This is a genomic window from Aeromicrobium halocynthiae (genome assembly GCF_039531385.1).
GTDB lineage: Bacteria > Actinomycetota > Actinomycetes > Propionibacteriales > Nocardioidaceae > Aeromicrobium > Aeromicrobium halocynthiae.
The window spans coordinates 99033-117763 of the sequence record NZ_BAAAPY010000001.1 but is presented as its reverse complement, the minus strand read 5'-3'; the positions used below and the strand labels follow the sequence as shown (position 1 = coordinate 117763).

Below are 18731 nucleotides of genomic sequence, written 5' to 3'. Positions count from 1 at the left end.
TCATCGAGCAGCACCCGAACATCAGGAGATCAGCATGAACGAACGACTGCAGGCCCTGAGCGACGCCGGGGTCTCCATCTGGCTGGACGACCTCTCCCGCGAGCGGATCGAGAGCGGCAACCTCGCCGAGCTCGTCCGTGAGAGCGGGGTCAAGGGTGTCACGACCAACCCGACGATCTTCGCCGCCGCCCTGTCCCAGGGTGAGCGGTACGCCGAGCAGGTCGCCGAACTGAAGGCCGCCGGTGCCGATGTCGACACCGCCGTCTTCGAGATCACCACCACCGACGTCAAGCAGGCGTGCGACGTCCTGCGCCCCGTCTTCGACGAGACGGACGGCGTCGACGGCCGAGTCTCCATCGAGGTCGACCCCGGCATGGCGCGCAGCACCGACGACACCATCGAGATGGCCGAGCGCCTGTGGGCCGCGGTCGACCGACCCAACCTGCTCATCAAGATCCCCGCCACCGAGGAGGGCCTGCCGGCCATCGCGGCGTCGATCGCTCGCGGCATCAGCGTCAACGTCACGCTGATCTTCTCCCTCGAGCGGTACCGCGGCGTGATGGATGCGTACCTCTTCGGCCTCGAGCAGGCACACGCCGAAGGACGTGACCTGTCGGCCATCCACTCGGTCGCGTCGTTCTTCATCAGCCGCGTCGACTCCGAGGTCGACGGGCGTCTCGAGGAGGGCCACCCGCTGCGCGGCAAGACGGCCCTCGCCAACGCCCGCCTCGCGTACGAGGCGTACGAGGAGACGTTCGCGAGCGAGCGGTTCGCCACCCTCGAGGCGCAGGGCGCGCACCGGCAGCGCCCGCTGTGGGCGTCGACGGGCGTCAAGGACCCGGCGTACGAGGACACGCTCTACGTGAGCGAGCTGGTCGTGGCCGACACCGTCAACACGATGCCGGAGAAGACCCTGGAGGCCTTCGGCGACCACGGCGAGGTCCACGGCGACATGGTCTCCGGGCGCGCCGACGAGTCCCGCGAGGTGATCGCCGGCCTCGAGAAGGAGGGCATCTCCTACGACGAGGTCGTCGAGGTGCTCGAGAACGAGGGACTGGACAAGTTCGACGCCTCCTGGGCCGAGCTGCTCGACACGGTCCGCTCCGAGCTGGACAAGGCCTGAGCCGTGGTCGACGTCGTCCTCTCCGGTCCGGCCGCCGACGCGATCGCCGACGACCTCCGGACCGTCGTCAGCGACCGGGTCGCGTCCCGCATCTTCGACCACGACGCGGACCTGTGGGGTCCCGACGCGCGCGCCGAGGCGCAGGAGCGCCTCGGGTGGACCTCGCTGGCTGAGTCCTCGCGCCCGCTCCTCACCCCGTTGGGATCGCTGCGCGACCGGCTGCGCGAGGACGGCGTCGACCACGTCGTGCTGTGCGGCATGGGCGGGTCCTCGCTCGCTCCGGAGGTGATCTGCGCCGCCTACGGCGTCGAGCTCACCGTCCTGGACTCCTCCCACCCCGACACGGTCCACCGGGCGCTGGCGGACCGCATCGAGCGGACCGTGGCCGTCGTCTCGAGCAAGTCCGGCGGCACGGTCGAGACCGACAGCCAGCGCCGCGCCTACGAGCAGGCGTTCACCGACGCCGGCATCGACCCGACCGACCGGATCGTGGTCGTCACCGACCCCGGTTCGCCCCTCGACGAGCTCGCCGGCGCCGCCGGGTACACCGTCTTCCACGCCGACCCGCAGGTCGGTGGACGCTACTCCGCGCTGACCGCCTTCGGGCTCGTGCCGAGCGCGCTGGCCGGTGTGCCCGTCGTCGAGCTCCTCGACGCTGCCGGCGCCGTCGAGGGTGCGCTGCGCTCGGACGACGCGGACAACCCTGCCCTGCGTCTCGGGACGCTGCTCGGCGCCTCGGCGCGCGACGGCATCGACAAGCTCGTGCTCGACGAGGACCCCGCCCAGGCCTGGGGCCTCGGCCACTGGATCGAGCAGCTCGTCGCCGAGTCCACCGGCAAGATCGGCCGGGGCATCCTCCCGGTGGTGGTGCCCTCGGCCGCAGCGCCCAACGCGGTCACCGCGACGGCGGACTCGGTCCGGGTCTCGCTCGGGACCCTCGAGCCACCCCAGGCCGGTACCGACCGCGCTGCGGCGGTCGCCGGGGAGCTCGGCGCCCAGTTCCTCCTGTGGGAGGTCGCGACGGCCGTCGCCGGACGACTCATCGGCATCGATCCCTTCGACCAGCCCGACGTCGAGAGCGCCAAGCAGGCCGCACGCGACCAGCTCGGTGGCTCGGCAGCAGCGCAGGCACCGGACCTGCAGGACCAGGGAATCGACGTCTTCGGCGTCGGAACCGGGGCCCAGTCACTGGCCGACGCCCTCGAGCAGCTGGTGGACGCGCTCGACCCCGAGCACGGCTACGTCGCGGTGCAGGCCTACCTCGACCCGCGCTCGGACCCGCAGGCGGCTCGACTACGCGAGCTCCTCGCGGAGCGGACCGGTCGACCGGTCACCTTCGGCTGGGGTCCTCGGTTCCTGCACTCCACGGGTCAGTACCACAAGGGCGGACCCGCTACGGGCTTGTTCCTGCAGCTCACCTCCGAACCCGCGCAGGACCTCGCGATCCCCGGTCGGGAGTTCACCTTCGGGGAGTTCATCGGCTCCCAGGCCGCGGGCGACGCCCAGGTACTGCGCGACAAGGGCCGCCCGGTGCTGCGCCTGCACCTGCACGACGTGCCGAGCGACCTCACCCGCTTGGCCGAGCTTCTCGCGTGAGTCGTCGCAACCCGCTGCGCGACCCCCGCGACCGCAGGCTGCCGCGGATCGCCGGCCCGTGCAGCATCGTGCTGTTCGGCATCACCGGTGATCTCGCACGCAAGAAGCTGATCCCGGCGATCTACGACCTCGCCAACCGCGGTCTGCTCCCCCCGGGCTTCGCCCTCGTCGGCTTCGCCCGCGAGGACCCGGGCGGCCGGTCCTTCGACGACCTCGTCGAGCAGGCGGCGCGTGACGGTGCCCGCACGCCGTGGCGCGAGACCGTCTGGCGCCGGCTGTCCGCAGGGATCCGGTTCGTCCCCGGCGACTTCGACGACGACGCCGCCTGGCACCGGCTCACCGCGACGCTCGCCGAGCTGGACCGGACACAGGGCACCGGCGGAAACCACGCCTTCTACCTCTCGATCCCGCCGGGCCTCTTCCCGGTGGTCGTCGACCAGATCCAGCGGCACGGTCTTGCCTCGGAGGACGAGGGATGGCGCCGCGTCGTCATCGAGAAGCCGTTCGGCCACGACCTCGCCTCGGCGCGCGCCCTGAACGCCGCCGTCGAGCCGGTCTTCGACCGGCACAACGTCTTCCGGATCGACCACTACCTCGGCAAGGAGACCGTCCAGAACATCCTGGCCTTTCGGTTCGCGAACCAGCTGTTCGAGCCGATGTGGAACAGCCACTACGTCGACCACGTGCAGATCACGATGGCCGAGGACATCGGGATCGGCACCCGCGCGGGCTACTACGACCAGATCGGTGCGGCCCGCGACGTCATCCAGAACCACCTGCTCCAGCTCATGGCCCTCGTCGCCATGGAGGAACCCGTCTCCTTCAACGCCGAGAGCCTCAGGATCGAGAAGCAGAAGATCCTGGCCAACGCCCGGCCTGCGCCCCGCCTCGACCTGCACACGGCCCGTGGACAGTACGTCGGCGGGTGGGCCGGCGGCACCCAGGTCCGCGGGTACCTCCAGGAGGAGGGCATCGCCTCCACGTCGACGACCGAGACGTACGCGGCCGTGCGCATCGACGTCGCCACGCGCCGCTGGGCCGGCGTGCCCTTCTACCTGCGGGCCGGCAAGCGACTGGGTCGTCGGGTGACGGAGGTCGCCGTGGTCTTCAAGCGTGCACCCCATCAGCCGTTCAGCAGCCACGACGTGGAGGAGCTCGGGCAGAACGTCGTCGTCATGCGGATCCAGCCGGACGAGGGACTGACCCTGCGCCTCGGCAGCAAGGTCCCGGGCAGCGCGATGGAGATCCGCGACGTGTCGATGGACTTCGCCTACGGCGGCGCGTTCGTGGAGAGCAGTCCCGAGGCCTACGAGCGGCTCATCCTCGACGTCCTCCTCGGTGACCCTCCCCTCTTCCCGCAGGTCGAGGAGGTCGAGCTCTCCTGGAAGATCCTCGACCCCGTCATCGCCCACTGGACCAAGCAGAAGACGATCGACACCTACACCGCAGGCACGTGGGGCCCGGCCTCGGCCGACGCGATGCTGCGGCGTGACGGTCGTTCCTGGAGGCGGCCCTGATGCGCCTGTCCCTGCCTGCCACCACGTCCTCGGAGATCGCCAAGGCGATGGTCCGCGCCCGGATCGGGGCCGGCTCGCCCGCGATGGACATGGCCCTGACGCTCGTGGTCGTCACCGACGACGAGAGCGTGGGCGAGGCGCTCAAGACCGCCGCGGTCCTCTCGCGCGAGCACCCCTCGCGCATCATCGGCGTCGTGCTCGGCGACGGACGTCGCTCGCCACGGCTGGACGCCACCGTGCGGGTCGGCGAGGACACCGCCGGCGAGTCGATCCTGCTCAGGCTCTCCGGTCCGCTCACGCGTCACGCCGAGACCGTGCTGCTGCCGCTGCTGCTGCCGGACTCCCCCGTGGTCGTGTGGTGGCCGGGCAAGCCTCCCACCCACCCGTCGGAGGATCCCATCGGCCGCCTCGGGCTGCGCCGGCTGACCGACGCCGAGGCCACGGACTCGCCCGTCCGGACGCTCAAGGCGATCGGCCGCCGCTACGCCCCCGGTGACACGGACCTCTCGTGGACCCGGCTCACGCCGTGGCGGGCCCTGCTGGCCGCTGCGCTCGACCAGGCGGGCGGCCGCGTCACCGGCGGGTTCGTCGAGGCGGGGGCAGGCAACCCCGCCGCGACGTTGCTCGTCGCCTGGCTCGAGGACCGACTCGCGGTCCCCATCGCTCGACGCCGCAGCGAGACCGACCAGATCGGGGAGGTCGTGCTGCACACCGACGACGGCGACGTGCGCATCGTGCGCCGCGACGCCTCGTCCTGCGAGTTCAGCGTCCCCGGTGCCGCGGCCCGCACCGTCCCGCTGGGCGCGCGAACGCTCGCCGAGCTGCTCGCCGAAGATCTTCGCCGGCTCGACGCCGACGACATCTACGCCGCCACCTTGACCCATCTCCTGGAGGACTCGTGACCGCCAACGGACCGAACCCCGCCGGATCGACCCCGCCCCCCACCGTGGAGCGCCTCGCGGACGAGGACGAGCTCGCGAGCACCGTCGCCGCCCGCCTGGGCGAGCGCATCGCCCAGGTGCAGGCCGAGGGCCGCCGCCCGAGGGTGGTGCTGACCGGCGGCAGCATCGCCATCGCCATCTACGAGCGGCTCGAGGCCTCCGCCGCCGACTGGACCGACGTCGAGCTCTGGTTCGGTGACGAACGCTTCGTCCCCGCGGGTCACGAGGACCGCAACGACCGGCAGGCCGACGACGCGTTCCTGACGCGCCTCTCCGTGCCCGCCGAGAACGTCCACCGGATGCCTGCGCACGGCTGCGACCTCGCCATGGCCGCCGCGGCCGACGCCTACGCCGAGACCCTGCCCGACGGTCCGTTCGACGTCGTGCTGCTGGGGCTCGGCCCCGACGGGCACATCGCGTCCTTGTTCCCCGGACTCCCCCAGGTGCACGAGAGCGAGCGTGACTGCGTCGAGGTGTTCGGCTCCCCCAAGCCACCGCCGGAGCGACTGAGCCTCACGGTGCCGGTGCTGCGGCGCGGCGAGGCCGTCTGGTTCCTGGTCAGCGGCGAGGGCAAGGCCGACGCCGTCTCCCGATCCCTCGCGGACGAGGGTTCGATCGACGAGACCCCGGCCCGTTCCGTGCAGGGTCGCAGCGAGACCACGTGGTTCGTCGACGAGGCCGCCGCGTCGGGTCTTCCGGGCTGAGCACCCGGAAGACCCGACGGGGTCAGAAGATGACCTCGCCGGACTTGCGCTTCGAGCGCAGCGACTCCAGCGCCTCGGTGAGGATCGTCGCGGCCTCGTCGTCGGAACGGCGTTCCTTCACGTAGGCCAGGTGCGTCTTGTACGGCTCGGTCTTGGGCGCGTCGGGACGGTTGCCCTCGTCGTTGCTGGCCGGCAGGCCGCAGCGCGGGCAGTCCCACGACGCCGGGGCCTCGGCCTCGACCGAGAAGTTCAGGACCGTCTGGTGGTCCTTCGCGCAGTAGTAGGTGACGGCACGGCGGGGCGCGGCCTCGCCACGCTCGGCCTCGCCCATCGGGCCCGAGCCGATGCGGCTGCCACGGATGGCGCCGGCGGCCATCAGGCGCTCACCTTCATGAGCAGGCCCAGGGCCACGACGCTGACCGCCCAGACCGCTGCGACACCGACGGTGATCCGGTCGAGGTTGCGCTCGGCCACCGAGGACCCACCGAGGGAGCTCGAGACGCCACCGCCGAACATGTCGGACAGTCCGCCGCCACGGCCCTTGTGCATGAGGATGAGGACGATCATCATCACGCTCGCGAGCGTGAGGATGACGGAGAAGAAGAGGATCACGGGTTTCCTTTCACACCGACAGGTTCGGCATGTCGTAGAACCGGGCGATGGCGGCGAACTCCTCCGCCTGGAGGCTGGCGCCTCCGACCAGGGCGCCGTCCACGTCGGGCTTCGCCATGATCGCGGCGATGTTGGCCGCCTTGACCGATCCGCCGTACAGGATACGCGTCGAGGCCGCAGCCTCGGACGAGAACCGGTCGGCGAGCTCGCCGCGGATGGCCGCGCAGACCTCCTGGGCGTCCTCGGGCGTGGCGACCTCGCCCGTCCCGATCGCCCAGACCGGTTCGTACGCGACGACGACGTCGGCCACCTGCTCGGCCGTCAGTCCGTCCAGCGAGCCGCGCAGCTGCTCCAGGGTGTAGGTGACGTGGTCACCGGCCTGACGCACCTCGAGACCCTCACCGACACAGACGATCGGCGACATGTCCGCCGCGAGGGTGGCGTGCGCCTTGGCGTTCACGATCGCGTCGCTCTCCGCGTGGTACTCGCGGCGCTCGGAGTGCCCGACCACCACGTAGGAGCAGCCGAGCTTCGCGAGCATCGCTGCGGAGATCTCGCCGGTGTAGGCGCCGCCGTCGTGCTGGGAGACGTCCTGCGCGCCGTAGCGCAGGTCGAGGCGGTCGCCGTCGACGAGCGTCTGGACGCTGCGGATGTCGGTGAACGGCGGGATGACGACGACCTCTGCCTTGGCGGGGTCGTGCTTCTTGTCCTGCAGCGTCCAGGCCAGCTTCTGGACCAGGACGACCGCCTCCTGGTGGTTCAGGTTGGACTTCCAGTTGCCCGCCATCAACGGGGTGCGGCTCATCAGCTCTCCTCCAGCACGGCCAGCCCGGGCAGGGTGGCACCTTCCAGGTACTCCAGGCTCGCCCCACCGCCGGTGGAGATGTGCCCGAACGCGTCGTCGTCGAACCCGAGGGCCCGCACGGCAGCGGCGGAGTCCCCACCGCCGACGACCGAGAGGCCGTCGCCGCCGCCGACCTGTGTGAGGGCCTCGGCCACGGTCGTGGTGCCTGCGGCGAAGGCGTCGAACTCGAAGACCCCCATCGGACCGTTCCAGAAGACCGTCTGCGCGCCGCGGACGACCTCGGCGAACCGCTCGGCCGAGTCCGGACCGATGTCCAGACCCATCTGGTCGTCCGGGATGGCGTCGGCGGACACGGTGGTGGCCGGGGCGTCGGCGGAGAACTCGGGGGCGACCACGATGTCCGTGGGGAGCACGATCTCGACGCCCTTGGCCTCGGCCTGCTCGATGTAGCGGGCCGCGACCTCGACCTGGTCCTGCTCGAGCAGGGACGAGCCGACCGAGTGACCCTGCGCGGCGAGGAACGTGAAGACCATGCCGCCGCCGATCAGCAGGCTGTCGGCCTTGTCGATCAGGTGGTCGATGACGCCGAGCTTGTCGGAGACCTTCGAACCGCCCAGCACGACGGCGTACGGACGGGCCGGGTCCTCGGTCAGGCGTCGAAGCACCTCGACCTCCGCCTCGACCAGGCCGCCGACGTACGCCGGCAGGCGGGTGGCGACGTCGTAGACCGACGCCTGCTTGCGGTGCACGACCCCGAACCCGTCGGAGACGAAGACGTCGGCCAGGGCGGCCAGGCGGTCCGCGAACGCGCCACGCTCCTCGTCGTCCTTGCTCGTCTCGCCGGCCTCGAACCGGACGTTCTCCAGCAGCGCCACCTGACCGGGCTCGAGGGCCGACGCGATGCGCGAGGCCTCGTCGCCGACCGTGTCGCCCGCGAAGAGCACGGGCGTGCCGAGCAGCTCGCCCAGTCGCTCGGCCACCGGGAGCAGGGTGAAGGAGGGGTCGGGGACGCCCTTGGGGCGACCCAGGTGCGCGGTGACGAGCACCCGGGCGCCCGCGCTCGCGAGCCGCTCGATGGTGGGCACACTCGCGCGCACCCGACCGTCGTCGGTGATCGTCCGACCGTCGAGCGGGACGTTGAGGTCGCTGCGCACCAGCACGCGCACGCCGTCGAGCGAGCCGTCGTGCTTGGACAGCAGGTCGTCGATCGTCTTCACGCGGACCTCAGAGCGAGGCGCCGACGTGGGTGACCAGGTCGACCAGCCGGTTGGAGTAGCCCCACTCGTTGTCGTACCAGGAGACGACCTTGACCTGGTCGCCGATGACCTTGGTCAGTCCGGAGTCGAAGATGCTCGACGCGGGGTCGGTGACGATGTCGGTGGAGACGATGGGGTCCTCGGTGTACGTGAGGTAGCCCTTGAGCGCGCCCTCGGAGGCGTCCTTGACGATCTGGTTGATCTCGTCGACGCTCGTCTCGCGACCGGCGGTGAAGGTCAGGTCGGTGGCCGAACCGGTGGGCACGGGCACACGCAGCGCGTAGCCGTCGAGCTTGCCCTTGAGCTCGGGCAGGACGAGCGAGACCGCCTTGGCGGCGCCGGTCGAGGTGGGGACGATGTTGAGCGCAGCAGCACGGGCGCGACGCAGGTCGCCGTGCGGGGCGTCCTGGAGGTTCTGGTCCTGGGTGTAGGCGTGGATCGTCGTCATGAGACCGCGCTGGATGCCGATGGAGTCGTTGAGCGCCTTGGCCAGCGGGGCGAGGCAGTTCGTGGTGCACGAGGCGTTCGAGATGACGGTGTGCTTCTCACCGTCGTAGAGGTCGTGGTTGACGCCCATGACGATCGTGATGTCCTCGTTCTTCGCCGGAGCGGAGATGATCACCTTCTTGGCACCGCCGTCGACGTGCGCCTTCGCCTTGGTCGCGTCGGTGAAGAATCCGGTGGACTCCACGACGACGTCGACGCCGACGGAGGCCCAGTCCAGCTGGGCCGGGTCGCGCTCTGCGAACGCGGCGATGCGCGAGCCACCCACGGTGATCGACTCCTCGTCGAAGGTGACGTCGGCGTCGAGGCGGCCGAGGATCGAGTCGTACTTCAGGAGGGTCGCGAGCGTCTTGTTGTCGGTGAGGTCGTTGACGGCGACGATCTCGATGTCGGCGCCGGCGGCGCGCACCGCGCGGAAGAAGTTGCGGCCGATGCGGCCAAAGCCATTGATGCCAACGCGAACGGTCACGGCAGGGTGCTCCTGAGTCTGGGGTGCTGGTCGCCACCAGCCTATCGACTCCGCGTCCCGGCTCCTATTCGCGGTCGACCACGGGCCCGGCCCGCACGCACCGGGTCACTCCTCGGGCAGCAGGTCCTCGGAGATGCTGGCCTCGGTGTCGGGGACGCCGAGCTCCTCGGCACGCTTGTCGGCCATCGCCAGGAGCCGTCGGATGCGTCCGGCGATGGCGTCCTTGGTCAGCGGCGGTTCGTGCAGCTGGCCGAGCTCCTCGAGGCTGGCCTGGCGGTGGGTGACCCGCAGGTCGCCGGCCAGCCTGAGGTGGTCGGGCACCTCGTCACCGAGGATGTCCAGGGCCCGTTCGGCGCGCGCCCCGGCCGCCACCGCGGCACGAGCGGAGCGGCGCAGGTTGGCGTCGTCGAAGTTCGCGAGCCGGTTGGCGGTGGCCCGGACCTCACGGCGCATGCGCCGCTCCTCCCACGCCAGCAGCGACTCGTGCGCGCCGAGGCGGGTCAGGAGTGCCCCGATCGCCTCACCGTCGCGGATGACGACGCGGTCGCCCCCGCGCACCTCGCGGGCCTTGGCCTGGATGCCGAGACGCCGGGCGGCGCCGACGAGGGCCAGCGCGGCCTCCGGTCCCGGGCAGCTGACCTCCAGCGACGAGGAACGGCCCGGCTCGGTGAGCGACCCGTGGGCCAGGAACGTGCCGCGCCACGCGGCGACGGCGTCGCACGTCGTGCCGGAGACGACCTGCGGCGGCAGGCCACGAACGGGTCGGCCTCCGGAGTCGACGAGACCTGTCTGGCGGGCCAGGGAGTCGCCGTCGCGAGCGACCCGCACGACGTAGTGGGTGCCCTTGCGCAGGTTGGTGCCCTGGACGACCATGACCTCGCTCTGGTGGTTGTAGATCTCGAGCAGGTTGGTCCGCAGGCGGCGAGCGGCCGCGCCGGTGTCGAGTTCGGCCTCGACCACGATCGAGCCGGCGACGATGTGCAGGCCGCCGGCGAAGCGCAGCATGGAGGCGACCTCCGCCTTGCGGCAGCAGGCCTTCGAGACCACCGTGCTGGAGAGCTCGGACTTGACCTGTGCCGTCATGGCCATTCGTGCATCCTCCCGCTGGTGCGACCGATCAGCGTCACTCTATGCCCGGGCCCACAACGCTGGCGAACGCCGTGGCGAGCCGGGCCGGGTCGTGCTGGTCGCGGGCCTCGTCGCGCGCGACGGGACCCGTGTGCAGGCTCGCGCCGAACCGGGCCGCGGCGGAGCGGAGGACCTGCTCGTCGCCCATCATCGAGTCGTCGACGAGGACCGCGTCGAGGCGCAGCTCGGGGGCGTGCGCCGCCAGCACCTCGAGATGGTCGGCAGGCGAGAGTCCCTCGGTCTCGCCGGGCTGCTCCTGCAGGTTCAGCACGAGGATGCGTCGAGCCGACGTCTCGACCAGCGCGCGCCGCAGCTGCGGTACCAGCAGGGTCGGCATGACGCTCGTGAACCAGGACCCCGGCCCGACGACGACCCAGTCGGCGTCCTGCACGGCCTGCACCGCCTGGGGGCACGCCGGGGGGTCGTGCGGGTCGAGGCGGACGCTGACCACCTGACCCTCGACCGTCGCCACCTCGGCCTGGCCACGCACCACCGTGAGCTGGTCGGGGCTGTCGTCGAGGTGGACGTCGGCCTCGATGTCGAGCGGCACCGCGGACATCGGCAGGACCCTCCCCCGTGCGCCGAGGAGCTGGCCGACGAGGTCGAGACCGTCGACGGGGTCGCCGAGGATCTCCCAGATCCCGGCGATCAGCAGGTTGCCGACCGCGTGACCGTGGAGCGCGCCGTCGCCCTCGAAGCGGTGCTGCAGGACGTCGGCCCACCGGCGCCCCCACTCGTCGTCGCCGCACAGCGCCGACAACGCCATGCGCAGATCGCCCGGTGGGAGGATGCCGAGCTCCTCGCGCAGGCGTCCCGACGAGCCTCCGTTGTCGGCGACGGTGACGATCCCCGTGATGCGGGTCTCGAGCAGTCGCAACGCCGACAGCGTCGCCGCCAGACCGTGCCCGCCTCCGAGGGCGACGACGCGTACGGGGCTCACTCGCGCCCCAGGTCGCGATGGACGACGAGGGTGCGGACCCCGTGCGAGCGCAGCCGGACCGCGAAGGCTTCCGACATCGCGACGCTGCGGTGCCGTCCACCGGTGCAGCCGATCGCGATCGTCAGGAACCGCTTGTCCTCGTGCAGGAAGCCGTCGGTCAGCAGGGAGACGAGCGCCTCGTAGGTGTCGAGGAACTCCTCGGCCCGCGGCTGGCTGCGCACGTACTCCGCGACCGGTGCGTCGAGTCCGCTCATGGGCTTGAGCTCGGGCACCCAGAAGGGATTCGGCAGGAACCTCATGTCGGCGACCATGTCGGCGTCGATCGGGATGCCGTACTTGAACCCGAACGAGACGACCGAGGCGCGCAGACCGTCCTCGCCCTCCTCGAAGGCCGCGCGGATGCGCTGGGCGAGCTGGTGGACGTTGAGACGGGAGGTGTCGACGACGAGGTCGGCCCGCCCGCGCAGCCTGCGCAGCAGCTCGCGCTCCCGGTCGAACCCGTCGAGCAGGCGACCCTCGATGCTCAACGGGTGCGGGCGCCGGGCCGCCTCCTGGCGTCGGACCAGGACCTCGTCGGCCGCCTCGAGGTAGAGGATCTTGGCGCGCAGTCCCCGCTCGCGCAGCTGCTCCAACGCGTCGATGGTGCCGTTGAAGAAGGTGCCGGAACGGGAGTCGATGACCACGGCGAGACGGGAGATCTCCCCTCCCTGCTCGACCGTGGAGACCGCGTCGTGCAACAGCTGGGCCGGCAGGTTGTCGATGACGTAGTAGCCGAGCTTCTCCAGCGCCTTCGCCGCGGTCCCACGTCCGGCTCCCGTCATGCCGGTGACGAGCACGAACGACGAGAGCTGGGTCATCGGTCCTCCACGATCTCCCCCGTCGCGGTGTCGACGGTCGGTGCACTGGGTTCGGCAGCGAGCGCCGCCACGATGGATTCTGCCGTAGACCGGCCGATCCCGGGCACCTGCGCCACCTCGTCGACCGACGCGGCGCGGACCGCCCGCACGGAGCCGAAGTGCTTCATGAGCGCCTTGCGCCGGCCGGGGCCGAGACCCTCGATGTCGTCGAGCGCGCTGCCGGTCATCGCCTTGGCACGGCGCTGGCGGTGGTGGGCGATGGCGAAGCGGTGCGCCTCGTCGCGGACCCGCTGCAGCAGGTACAGCCCCTCGCTGGTGCGCGGGAGGATGACGGGGTCGTCGTCCCCCGGCACCCAGACCTCCTCCAACCGCTTGGCGAGCCCGCACAGGGCGACGTCGGTGATGCCGAGTCGGTCCATGGCGGCCCGGGCGGCGGCGACCTGGGGCGGACCACCGTCGACCACCACGAGGGAGGGGGCGTAGGCGAACTTGCGGGGTCGCCCGGTGTCGGGATCGATGGCCTCTTCGACACCGGAGGACTCACCGGCGCCATCGGCCTGCTCCTGCTCGCGCGCCTTGAGCAGGCGTCGGAAGCGGCGGGTGATGACCTCGTCCATCGCGGCGACGTCGCTCTGGCCCTCGTGGCGGATCGTGAAGCGTCGGTACTCGCTCTTGCGCGGGAGGCCGTCCTCGAAGACGACCATGGAGGCGACGATCTCGCTGCCCTGGAGGTTGGAGATGTCGTAGCACTCGATCCGCAGCGGCACCTCGGGCAGCTCGAGGGCGTCGTGCAGCTCCTCCAGGGCGATGCTGCGGGCGGTGAGGTCACCGGCGCGCTTGAGCTTGTGCCTGGCCATGGACTGCTGCGCGTTCTGCTGGACGGTCTCCATGAGGCGCTTCTTGTCACCGCGCTGCGGGACGCGGATGGTGACGGGTCCGCCGCGCAGCTCGCGCAGCAGCTCACCGACCACCTCGGGGTCGCTCGGCAGGGCGGGGACGAGCACCTGGCGCGGCACTGCCTCGGCGGAGGCGTCCTCGTAGAGGGTGACGATGGCACGCTGCACGAGCTCGGCGAAGGGCGCCTCGTCGGCCTTGTCGGCGATCCACCCCCGCTGGCCGCGGATCCGTCCGCCGCGGACGGAGAAGATCTGCACTGCGACCTCGAGGGGGTCGTCGACGAACCCGAGCACGTCGGCGTCCGTGCCGTCGCCCAGGACGACCGTCTGCTTCTCCAGGGCGCGCTTGAGCGCGCCGAGGTCGTCGCGGTACTTGGCGGCGAGCTCGTACTCCTGCTCCGCCGCGGCAGCGGCCATCTTCTGCTCCAGCGACTTGGTGAACCCGCTGGTGCTGCCGGCCATGAAGGCCATGAAGTCGTCGACGATCTCGCGGTGCTCGTCGGGGGTGACCCGTCCGACGCACGGTGCGGCACACTTGCCGATGTCGCCGAGCAGGCAGGGGCGTCCGATGGCCGCGGCCCGCCGGTAGACGCCGGCCGAGCACGAGCGCATGGGAAAGACGCGCAGGAGCGTGTCGACGGTGTCGCGGATGGCCCAGGCGTGGCCGTAGGGGCCGAAGTACCGCACGCCCTTGCGCTGCTTGCCGCGCATGACCTGGACCCTCGGGACCTCCTCGCCCACGGTGACCGCGAGCCACGGGTAGCTCTTGTCGTCGCGGTACTTGACGTTGAAGCGCGGGTCGAACTCCTTGATCCAGGTGTACTCCAGCTGCAGCGCCTCGACCTCGGTGTCGACGACCGTCCAGTCGACCGACGCCGCGGACGTGACCATGCGGGCGGTGCGCTCGTGCAGGCCCGCGACATCCTGGAAGTAGGAGTTCAGCCGCGCCCGCAGCGACTTGGCCTTGCCGACGTAGATCACCCGGCCCCGCTCGTCGCGGAAGCGGTAGACACCCGGCGCGGTGGGGATCTCCCCCGGCCTCGGTCGGTACGTCGCGGGATCGGCCACGTCCCCACTCTACGAGCGCCTCCCGACATCCCCTCCTCCGATCGATGATTCCCAAGAATTCATGGGAATCGTCGACTAGGTCTTGGCTTCCCGCGCCTTGCACGGATCGCATCACCCACGAAGTGGGAGGAATCCATGCAGAGCTCGACACGACATGCGGGAGGCGTCGTCCACAGTCACGTTGTCAGCGGACGGCTGTGCACAGGGGCGAATACCTCGCCTGGAGCGAGGCTCTGCACACGACCATCCTGCCTGCATGGACGAGCATCTTCTGCTGATGGCCGAGCACAATGGGGGTTACCTCCACAGGGCTGACATCCTCGACAACGCAGGGACCGACCGACAGATCCGCGGACTCGTACGCGCCGGTCTGATCCGACGCATCAGGGTGGGCACCTACGCGCCGTCGGTGACCTGGGACGTCCTCGACCCGACCGAACGCCACATCGTGCTGGCACGGTCGGTGATCGACAAGTTCCCGTCGGGGGCAGTGGCGCTCTCGCACCACAGCGCCCTGGCCTGCCACGGAGTGGCACTGCACGGCGTCGACCTGTCGACGGTCCATGTCGTCAGACTCGATGCGGGCGGCGGACGTCAGGAATCCGGGGTGGTGCATCACCGAGCGGAACCCAGCCCGGAGTCGGTGACGGTCGTCGACGGGCGTCACTGCGTCGACGCTCCGCGGGCGGTCTGGGAGCTCGCCAGCATCTCCTCCCGGCGGACCGGTCTGGTCTCGATGGACTCGGCCGTGAATCTCGCAATGGCCACGCAGGAACAGATCATCGCGGAGGGCGAACACTGCCGACGATGGCCGGGTTCGCGCGTCGCCCGGATGACGGCACGACTCGTCGACGGCGGTGCTGAGAGTGCCGGAGAGACCTTGGCTCGACTCACCTGCCTCGATGCGCGCCTGCCGCGACCGCAGACCCAGGTGGAGATCCGCGACGCCGATGGCGCCTTCATCGCTCGTAACGATCTCGGATGGATCGAGTTGTGCCACCTTGGCGAGTTCGACGGGTTCCGCAAGTATCTTCGCGACCTGCGTCCCAACGAGGACCCGAGCGGCGTCCTCGTACGCGAGAAGCTGCGAGAGGATCGTCTGCGTTCGCTGGGCTATGGGGTGAGCCGCATGGTGTGGTCGGAGGTGCAGGTAGACACCTCCGCCGCCACCGGAAGGCGGCTGGCCCATGAACTCGCAGTCTCGGCGGACCGTCTCACGCGCGGACGGCGTCATGTCGTGTGATGGACAGCCAACTCGTGACTCGGCACGGCTTTCGTGCACTCGGCACACGGTGCAACGCCACACAGGTCCGTGGAAGCCATGACCAGACGCTGATTCCCAGGAATTCTTGGGAATCAGCGCGACGTCAGGAGAGCAAGGGGGCGAGGAAGCGGCCGGTGTGGCTGGTGGGGTGCTGGGCGAGGTCCTCGGGCGTTCCCTCGGCGATGAGCTGACCGCCGCCGCTGCCGCCCTCGGGACCCATGTCGAGGACCCAGTCGGCGGTCTTGATGACGTCGAGGTTGTGCTCGATCACGATGACGGTGTTGCCGGCGTCGACGAGACGGCCGAGGACCGCGAGGAGCTTGCGGATGTCCTCGAAGTGCAGGCCGGTCGTCGGCTCGTCGAGGACGTACAGCGCCCGGCCCGAGGTGCGCTTCTGCAGCTCGGCGGCCAGCTTGACGCGCTGGGCCTCGCCGCCGGAGAGCGTCGTGGCCGGCTGCCCCAGCCGGACGTAGCCGAGGCCCACCTCCACGAGCGTGCGCAGGTGCCGGGCGATGACCGGGATGGCCTCGAAGAACTCGACGGCCTCCTCGATCGGCATGTCCAGCACCTCGGCGATGCTCTTGCCCTTGTAGTGCACCTCGAGCGTCTCGCGGTTGTAGCGGGCGCCGTGACAGACCTCGCACGGGACGTAGACGTCCGGCAGGAAGTTCATCTCGATCTTGATCGTCCCGTCACCCGAGCAGGCCTCGCAGCGCCCCCCCTTGACGTTGAAGGAGAAGCGCCCCTGCAGGTAGCCGCGCATCTTGGCCTCGGGGGTCTGCGCGAACAGCTTGCGGACGTGGTCGAAGACCCCGGTGTAGGTAGCCGGGTTGGAGCGTGGGGTCCGCCCGATGGGTGACTGGTCGACGTGGATCACCTTGTCGATGTTCTCCACGCCGGTGACGGTGCGGTGCCGGCCTGGGATCGTGCGCGCGCCGTGCAGCTGGCGTGCCAGCGACGTGTAGAGGATGTCGTTGACGACCGTGGACTTTCCCGAGCCCGAGACGCCGGTGACGGCGACGAACTGGCCCAGCGGGAAGGTGACGTCGACGTCGCGCAGGTTGTTCTCGCGAGCGCCCAGGACGGTGATCTCCCTCTCCGGGTCGCGGGGCCTGCGCACCGCCGGCACCTCGATGCGCTCGCGCCCGGACAGGAACCGGCCCGTGGCCGAGTCCTTGCTCGCGAGGAGCTCCTCGACGGGACCGGAGACCATGACCTGACCCCCGTGCTCCCCCGCCCCGGGCCCGATGTCGACGGCCCAGTCGGCGGCGCGGATGGTGTCCTCGTCGTGCTCGACGACGATCAGCGTGTTGCCGAGGTCGCGTAGACGCTCCAGCGTCTCGATGAGGCGGTGGTTGTCGCGCTGGTGCAGTCCGATGGACGGCTCGTCGAGGACGTAGAGGACGCCGACGAGACCTGCGCCGATCTGCGTCGCGAGCCGGATGCGCTGCGCCTCGCCACCGGAGAGCGAACCGGCGGCTCGGTCGAGGCTGAGGTAGTCGAGCCCCACGTCGAGCAGGAACCGCAGACGTTCGTGGATCTCCTTCAGGACGCGCTCGCCGATGTGGCGCTCACGCTCGGTCATGGCGAGGTCGGAGAGGTAGTCCGCCGCCTCGGCGATCGACATGGCCGAGACCTCGGCGATGTTCTTGGACCCGTGCTCGACGCTCTCGATGAAGACCGAGCGGATCACCGGCTTGAGGCGCGTGCCGTCGCACTCACCACACGGCACCTGACGCATGAAGCCCTCGAGGCGCTCGCGATTGGTCTCGGACTCGGTCTCCTCGTGGCGACGCTCGATGAACGAGACCGCTCCCTCGAACGCCGTGTAGTAGGAGCGTTGCCGGCCGTAGCGGTTCTTGTAGCGGACGTGCACCTTGTCGGGGTGGCCGTGCAGCAGCACCTTCTGCACGTCCGAGCCCAGCTCCTCGAACGGGGTGGCGGTGGAGAAGCCGAGCTCCTCGGCGAGGGACTGGGTGATGCGCTGGAAGTACTCCGAGACCTGGTTGTAGCTCCACGGTGCGATGGCACCCTCGTCGAGGGACTTCGACGGATCGGGCACGACGAGCTCGGGGTCGACCTCCATGCGGGTCCCGAGTCCGTGGCACTCCGGGCACGCGCCGAAGGGGGCGTTGAAGGAGAAGGACCGCGGCTCGAGCTCGTCGATCGCGAGGGGGTGGTCGTTGGGGCACGCGAGCTTCTCGGAGAAGCGGCGCAGCCGCTGCGGGTCGTCCTCGGGCAGGTCGACGAAGTCGGCCAGCACCAGGCCGTCGGCCAGGCCGAGAGCGGTCTCGATGGACTCCGTCAGCCGCTGCTGCATGGACGTCTTGACCTGCAGGCGGTCGACGACGACGTCGATCGTGTGCTTCTTCTGCTTGGCGAGCTTGGGTGGCTCGTCGGCGAGGTTGTGCATCGAGCCGTCGACGACCGTGCGGCTGAACCCCTGCTGCTGGAGCTGGCGGAAGAGCTCGGCGTACTCGCCCTTGCGTCCGCGGATGACCGGCGCGAGCACCTGGAAGCGCGAGCCCTCGGGCATCTCGAGGATGCGGTCGACGATCTGCTGGGGCGTCTGGCGGGTGATGGGCTCGCCGCACTCGGGGCAGTGCGGGCGCCCGGCGCGGGCGTACAGCAGGCGGAGGTAGTCGTGGACCTCGGTGATGGTGCCGACGGTGGAGCGGGGGTTGCGCGACGTGGACTTCTGGTCGATCGAGACCGCCGGGGACAAGCCCTCGATGAAGTCGACGTCGGGCTTGTCCATCTGCCCGAGGAACTGGCGGGCGTATGCCGACAACGACTCGACGTACCGTCGCTGTCCCTCCGCGAAGATGGTGTCGAACGCCAGGGAGGACTTGCCCGAGCCGGACAGTCCCGTGAACACGATGAGCGCGTCCCTCGGCAGGTCGAGGGAGATGTCCTTGAGGTTGTGCTCACGGGCACCGCGCACGACGATCGTGTCGGTGCTTCCGCGACCGGTGGGGCGGGTGACCTGCTTGCTCACTGGACTCCTGTCGGATGGCTCCTACGGGCACCGCAGACGACCCGAGGACGGCC

The 18731-nt window shown here is 70.5% G+C and carries 16 protein-coding genes; 6 read left to right on the top strand and 10 right to left on the bottom strand.

Going from position 1 to position 18731, the window contains the following annotated elements; genetic code table 11:
- The first annotated feature begins 34 nt into the window (after positions 1-34).
- The 5 genes from tal to pgl are packed head-to-tail and all read left to right on the top strand — an operon-like array spanning position 35 to position 5881.
- Positions 35-1123, top strand: coding sequence for a transaldolase (tal, locus tag ABD213_RS00465; RefSeq protein ID WP_344323009.1), 1089 nt, complete (start codon positions 35-37; stop codon positions 1121-1123).
- A gap of 3 nt (positions 1124-1126) precedes the next feature.
- Entirely contained in the window at positions 1127-2719 is a 1593-nt protein-coding gene (locus ABD213_RS00460; protein WP_344323006.1) for a glucose-6-phosphate isomerase, read from the top strand.
- On the top strand, positions 2716-4236 hold the full coding sequence (zwf, locus tag ABD213_RS00455; RefSeq protein WP_344323004.1) for a glucose-6-phosphate dehydrogenase: 1521 nt from the start codon (positions 2716-2718) through the stop codon (positions 4234-4236). Before ABD213_RS00460 ends, zwf begins: the two co-directional genes overlap by 4 nt.
- Positions 4236-5138, top strand: a complete 903-nt coding sequence (locus ABD213_RS00450) for a glucose-6-phosphate dehydrogenase assembly protein OpcA (RefSeq protein WP_344323002.1) — start codon at positions 4236-4238, stop codon at positions 5136-5138. Before zwf ends, ABD213_RS00450 begins: the two co-directional genes overlap by 1 nt.
- On the top strand, positions 5135-5881 hold the full coding sequence (gene pgl, locus ABD213_RS00445; protein ID WP_344323000.1) for a 6-phosphogluconolactonase: 747 nt from the start codon (positions 5135-5137) through the stop codon (positions 5879-5881). The genes ABD213_RS00450 and pgl overlap by 4 nt, the downstream gene beginning before the upstream one ends.
- Positions 5882-5903: 22 nt before the next feature.
- Here pgl and ABD213_RS00440 read toward each other — a convergent pair whose 3' ends face one another.
- The 9 genes from ABD213_RS00440 to uvrC form a co-directional block, all read right to left on the bottom strand.
- Positions 5904-6260: an RNA polymerase-binding protein RbpA gene (locus tag ABD213_RS00440; RefSeq protein WP_425546014.1), complete on the bottom strand. Its 357-nt coding sequence runs from the start codon at positions 6258-6260 to the stop codon at positions 5904-5906.
- Complete coding sequence (gene secG / locus ABD213_RS00435; protein ID WP_344322994.1) at positions 6257-6493, bottom strand: preprotein translocase subunit SecG; 237 nt, start codon at positions 6491-6493, stop codon at positions 6257-6259. The genes ABD213_RS00440 and secG overlap by 4 nt, the downstream gene beginning before the upstream one ends.
- A 10-nt stretch (positions 6494-6503) precedes the next feature.
- Complete coding sequence (gene tpiA / locus ABD213_RS00430) at positions 6504-7298, bottom strand: triose-phosphate isomerase (RefSeq protein WP_344322992.1); 795 nt, start codon at positions 7296-7298, stop codon at positions 6504-6506.
- Entirely contained in the window at positions 7298-8515 is a 1218-nt protein-coding gene (locus tag ABD213_RS00425) for a phosphoglycerate kinase (RefSeq protein ID WP_344322990.1), read from the bottom strand. Before ABD213_RS00425 ends, tpiA begins: the two co-directional genes overlap by 1 nt.
- Positions 8516-8522: 7 nt before the next feature.
- Entirely contained in the window at positions 8523-9527 is a 1005-nt protein-coding gene (gene gap, locus ABD213_RS00420; RefSeq protein WP_344322988.1) for a type I glyceraldehyde-3-phosphate dehydrogenase, read from the bottom strand.
- 105 nt (positions 9528-9632) lie between these two features.
- Positions 9633-10616 carry a DNA-binding protein WhiA gene (gene whiA / locus ABD213_RS00415; RefSeq protein WP_344322985.1) on the bottom strand — a complete coding sequence of 328 codons (984 nt, stop codon included), beginning with the start codon at positions 10614-10616 and terminating at the stop codon, positions 9633-9635.
- A 34-nt stretch (positions 10617-10650) separates the two neighbouring features.
- Positions 10651-11595: a gluconeogenesis factor YvcK family protein gene (locus ABD213_RS00410; protein ID WP_344322983.1), complete on the bottom strand. Its 945-nt coding sequence runs from the start codon at positions 11593-11595 to the stop codon at positions 10651-10653.
- Positions 11592-12452 (bottom strand): RNase adapter RapZ, encoded by an 861-nt coding sequence (gene rapZ / locus ABD213_RS00405; RefSeq protein WP_344322981.1) that lies wholly within the window; start codon positions 12450-12452, stop codon positions 11592-11594. The genes ABD213_RS00410 and rapZ overlap by 4 nt, the downstream gene beginning before the upstream one ends.
- On the bottom strand, positions 12449-14416 hold the full coding sequence (uvrC, locus tag ABD213_RS00400) for an excinuclease ABC subunit UvrC (protein ID WP_344322979.1): 1968 nt from the start codon (positions 14414-14416) through the stop codon (positions 12449-12451). Before uvrC ends, rapZ begins: the two co-directional genes overlap by 4 nt.
- A gap of 409 nt (positions 14417-14825) precedes the next feature.
- Between uvrC and ABD213_RS00395 the strand changes: the two genes are divergently transcribed.
- Positions 14826-15659, top strand: a complete 834-nt coding sequence (locus ABD213_RS00395) for a hypothetical protein (RefSeq protein WP_344322977.1) — start codon at positions 14826-14828, stop codon at positions 15657-15659.
- A 124-nt stretch (positions 15660-15783) separates the two neighbouring features.
- Here ABD213_RS00395 and uvrA read toward each other — a convergent pair whose 3' ends face one another.
- The gene (gene uvrA / locus ABD213_RS00390) at positions 15784-18678 is read right to left on the bottom strand and encodes an excinuclease ABC subunit UvrA (protein ID WP_344322974.1); all 2895 of its coding nucleotides are present in this window, start codon (positions 18676-18678) and stop codon (positions 15784-15786) included.
- Positions 18679-18731 lie beyond the last annotated feature (53 nt).

Bases quoted from the DNA above. Each gene is read 5' to 3' on its own strand.
- tal (WP_344323009.1), top strand. From the start codon at position 35: ATGAACGAACGACTGCAGGCCCTGAGCGACGCCGGGGTCTCCATCTGG.
- ABD213_RS00450 (WP_344323002.1), top strand. From the start codon at position 4,236: ATGCGCCTGTCCCTGCCTGCCACCACGTCCTCGGAGATCGCCAAGGCG.
- tpiA (WP_344322992.1), bottom strand. From the start codon at position 7,298: ATGAGCCGCACCCCGTTGATGGCGGGCAACTGGAAGTCCAACCTGAAC.
- whiA (WP_344322985.1), bottom strand. From the start codon at position 10,616: ATGGCCATGACGGCACAGGTCAAGTCCGAGCTCTCCAGCACGGTGGTC.
- rapZ (WP_344322981.1), bottom strand. From the start codon at position 12,452: ATGACCCAGCTCTCGTCGTTCGTGCTCGTCACCGGCATGACGGGAGCC.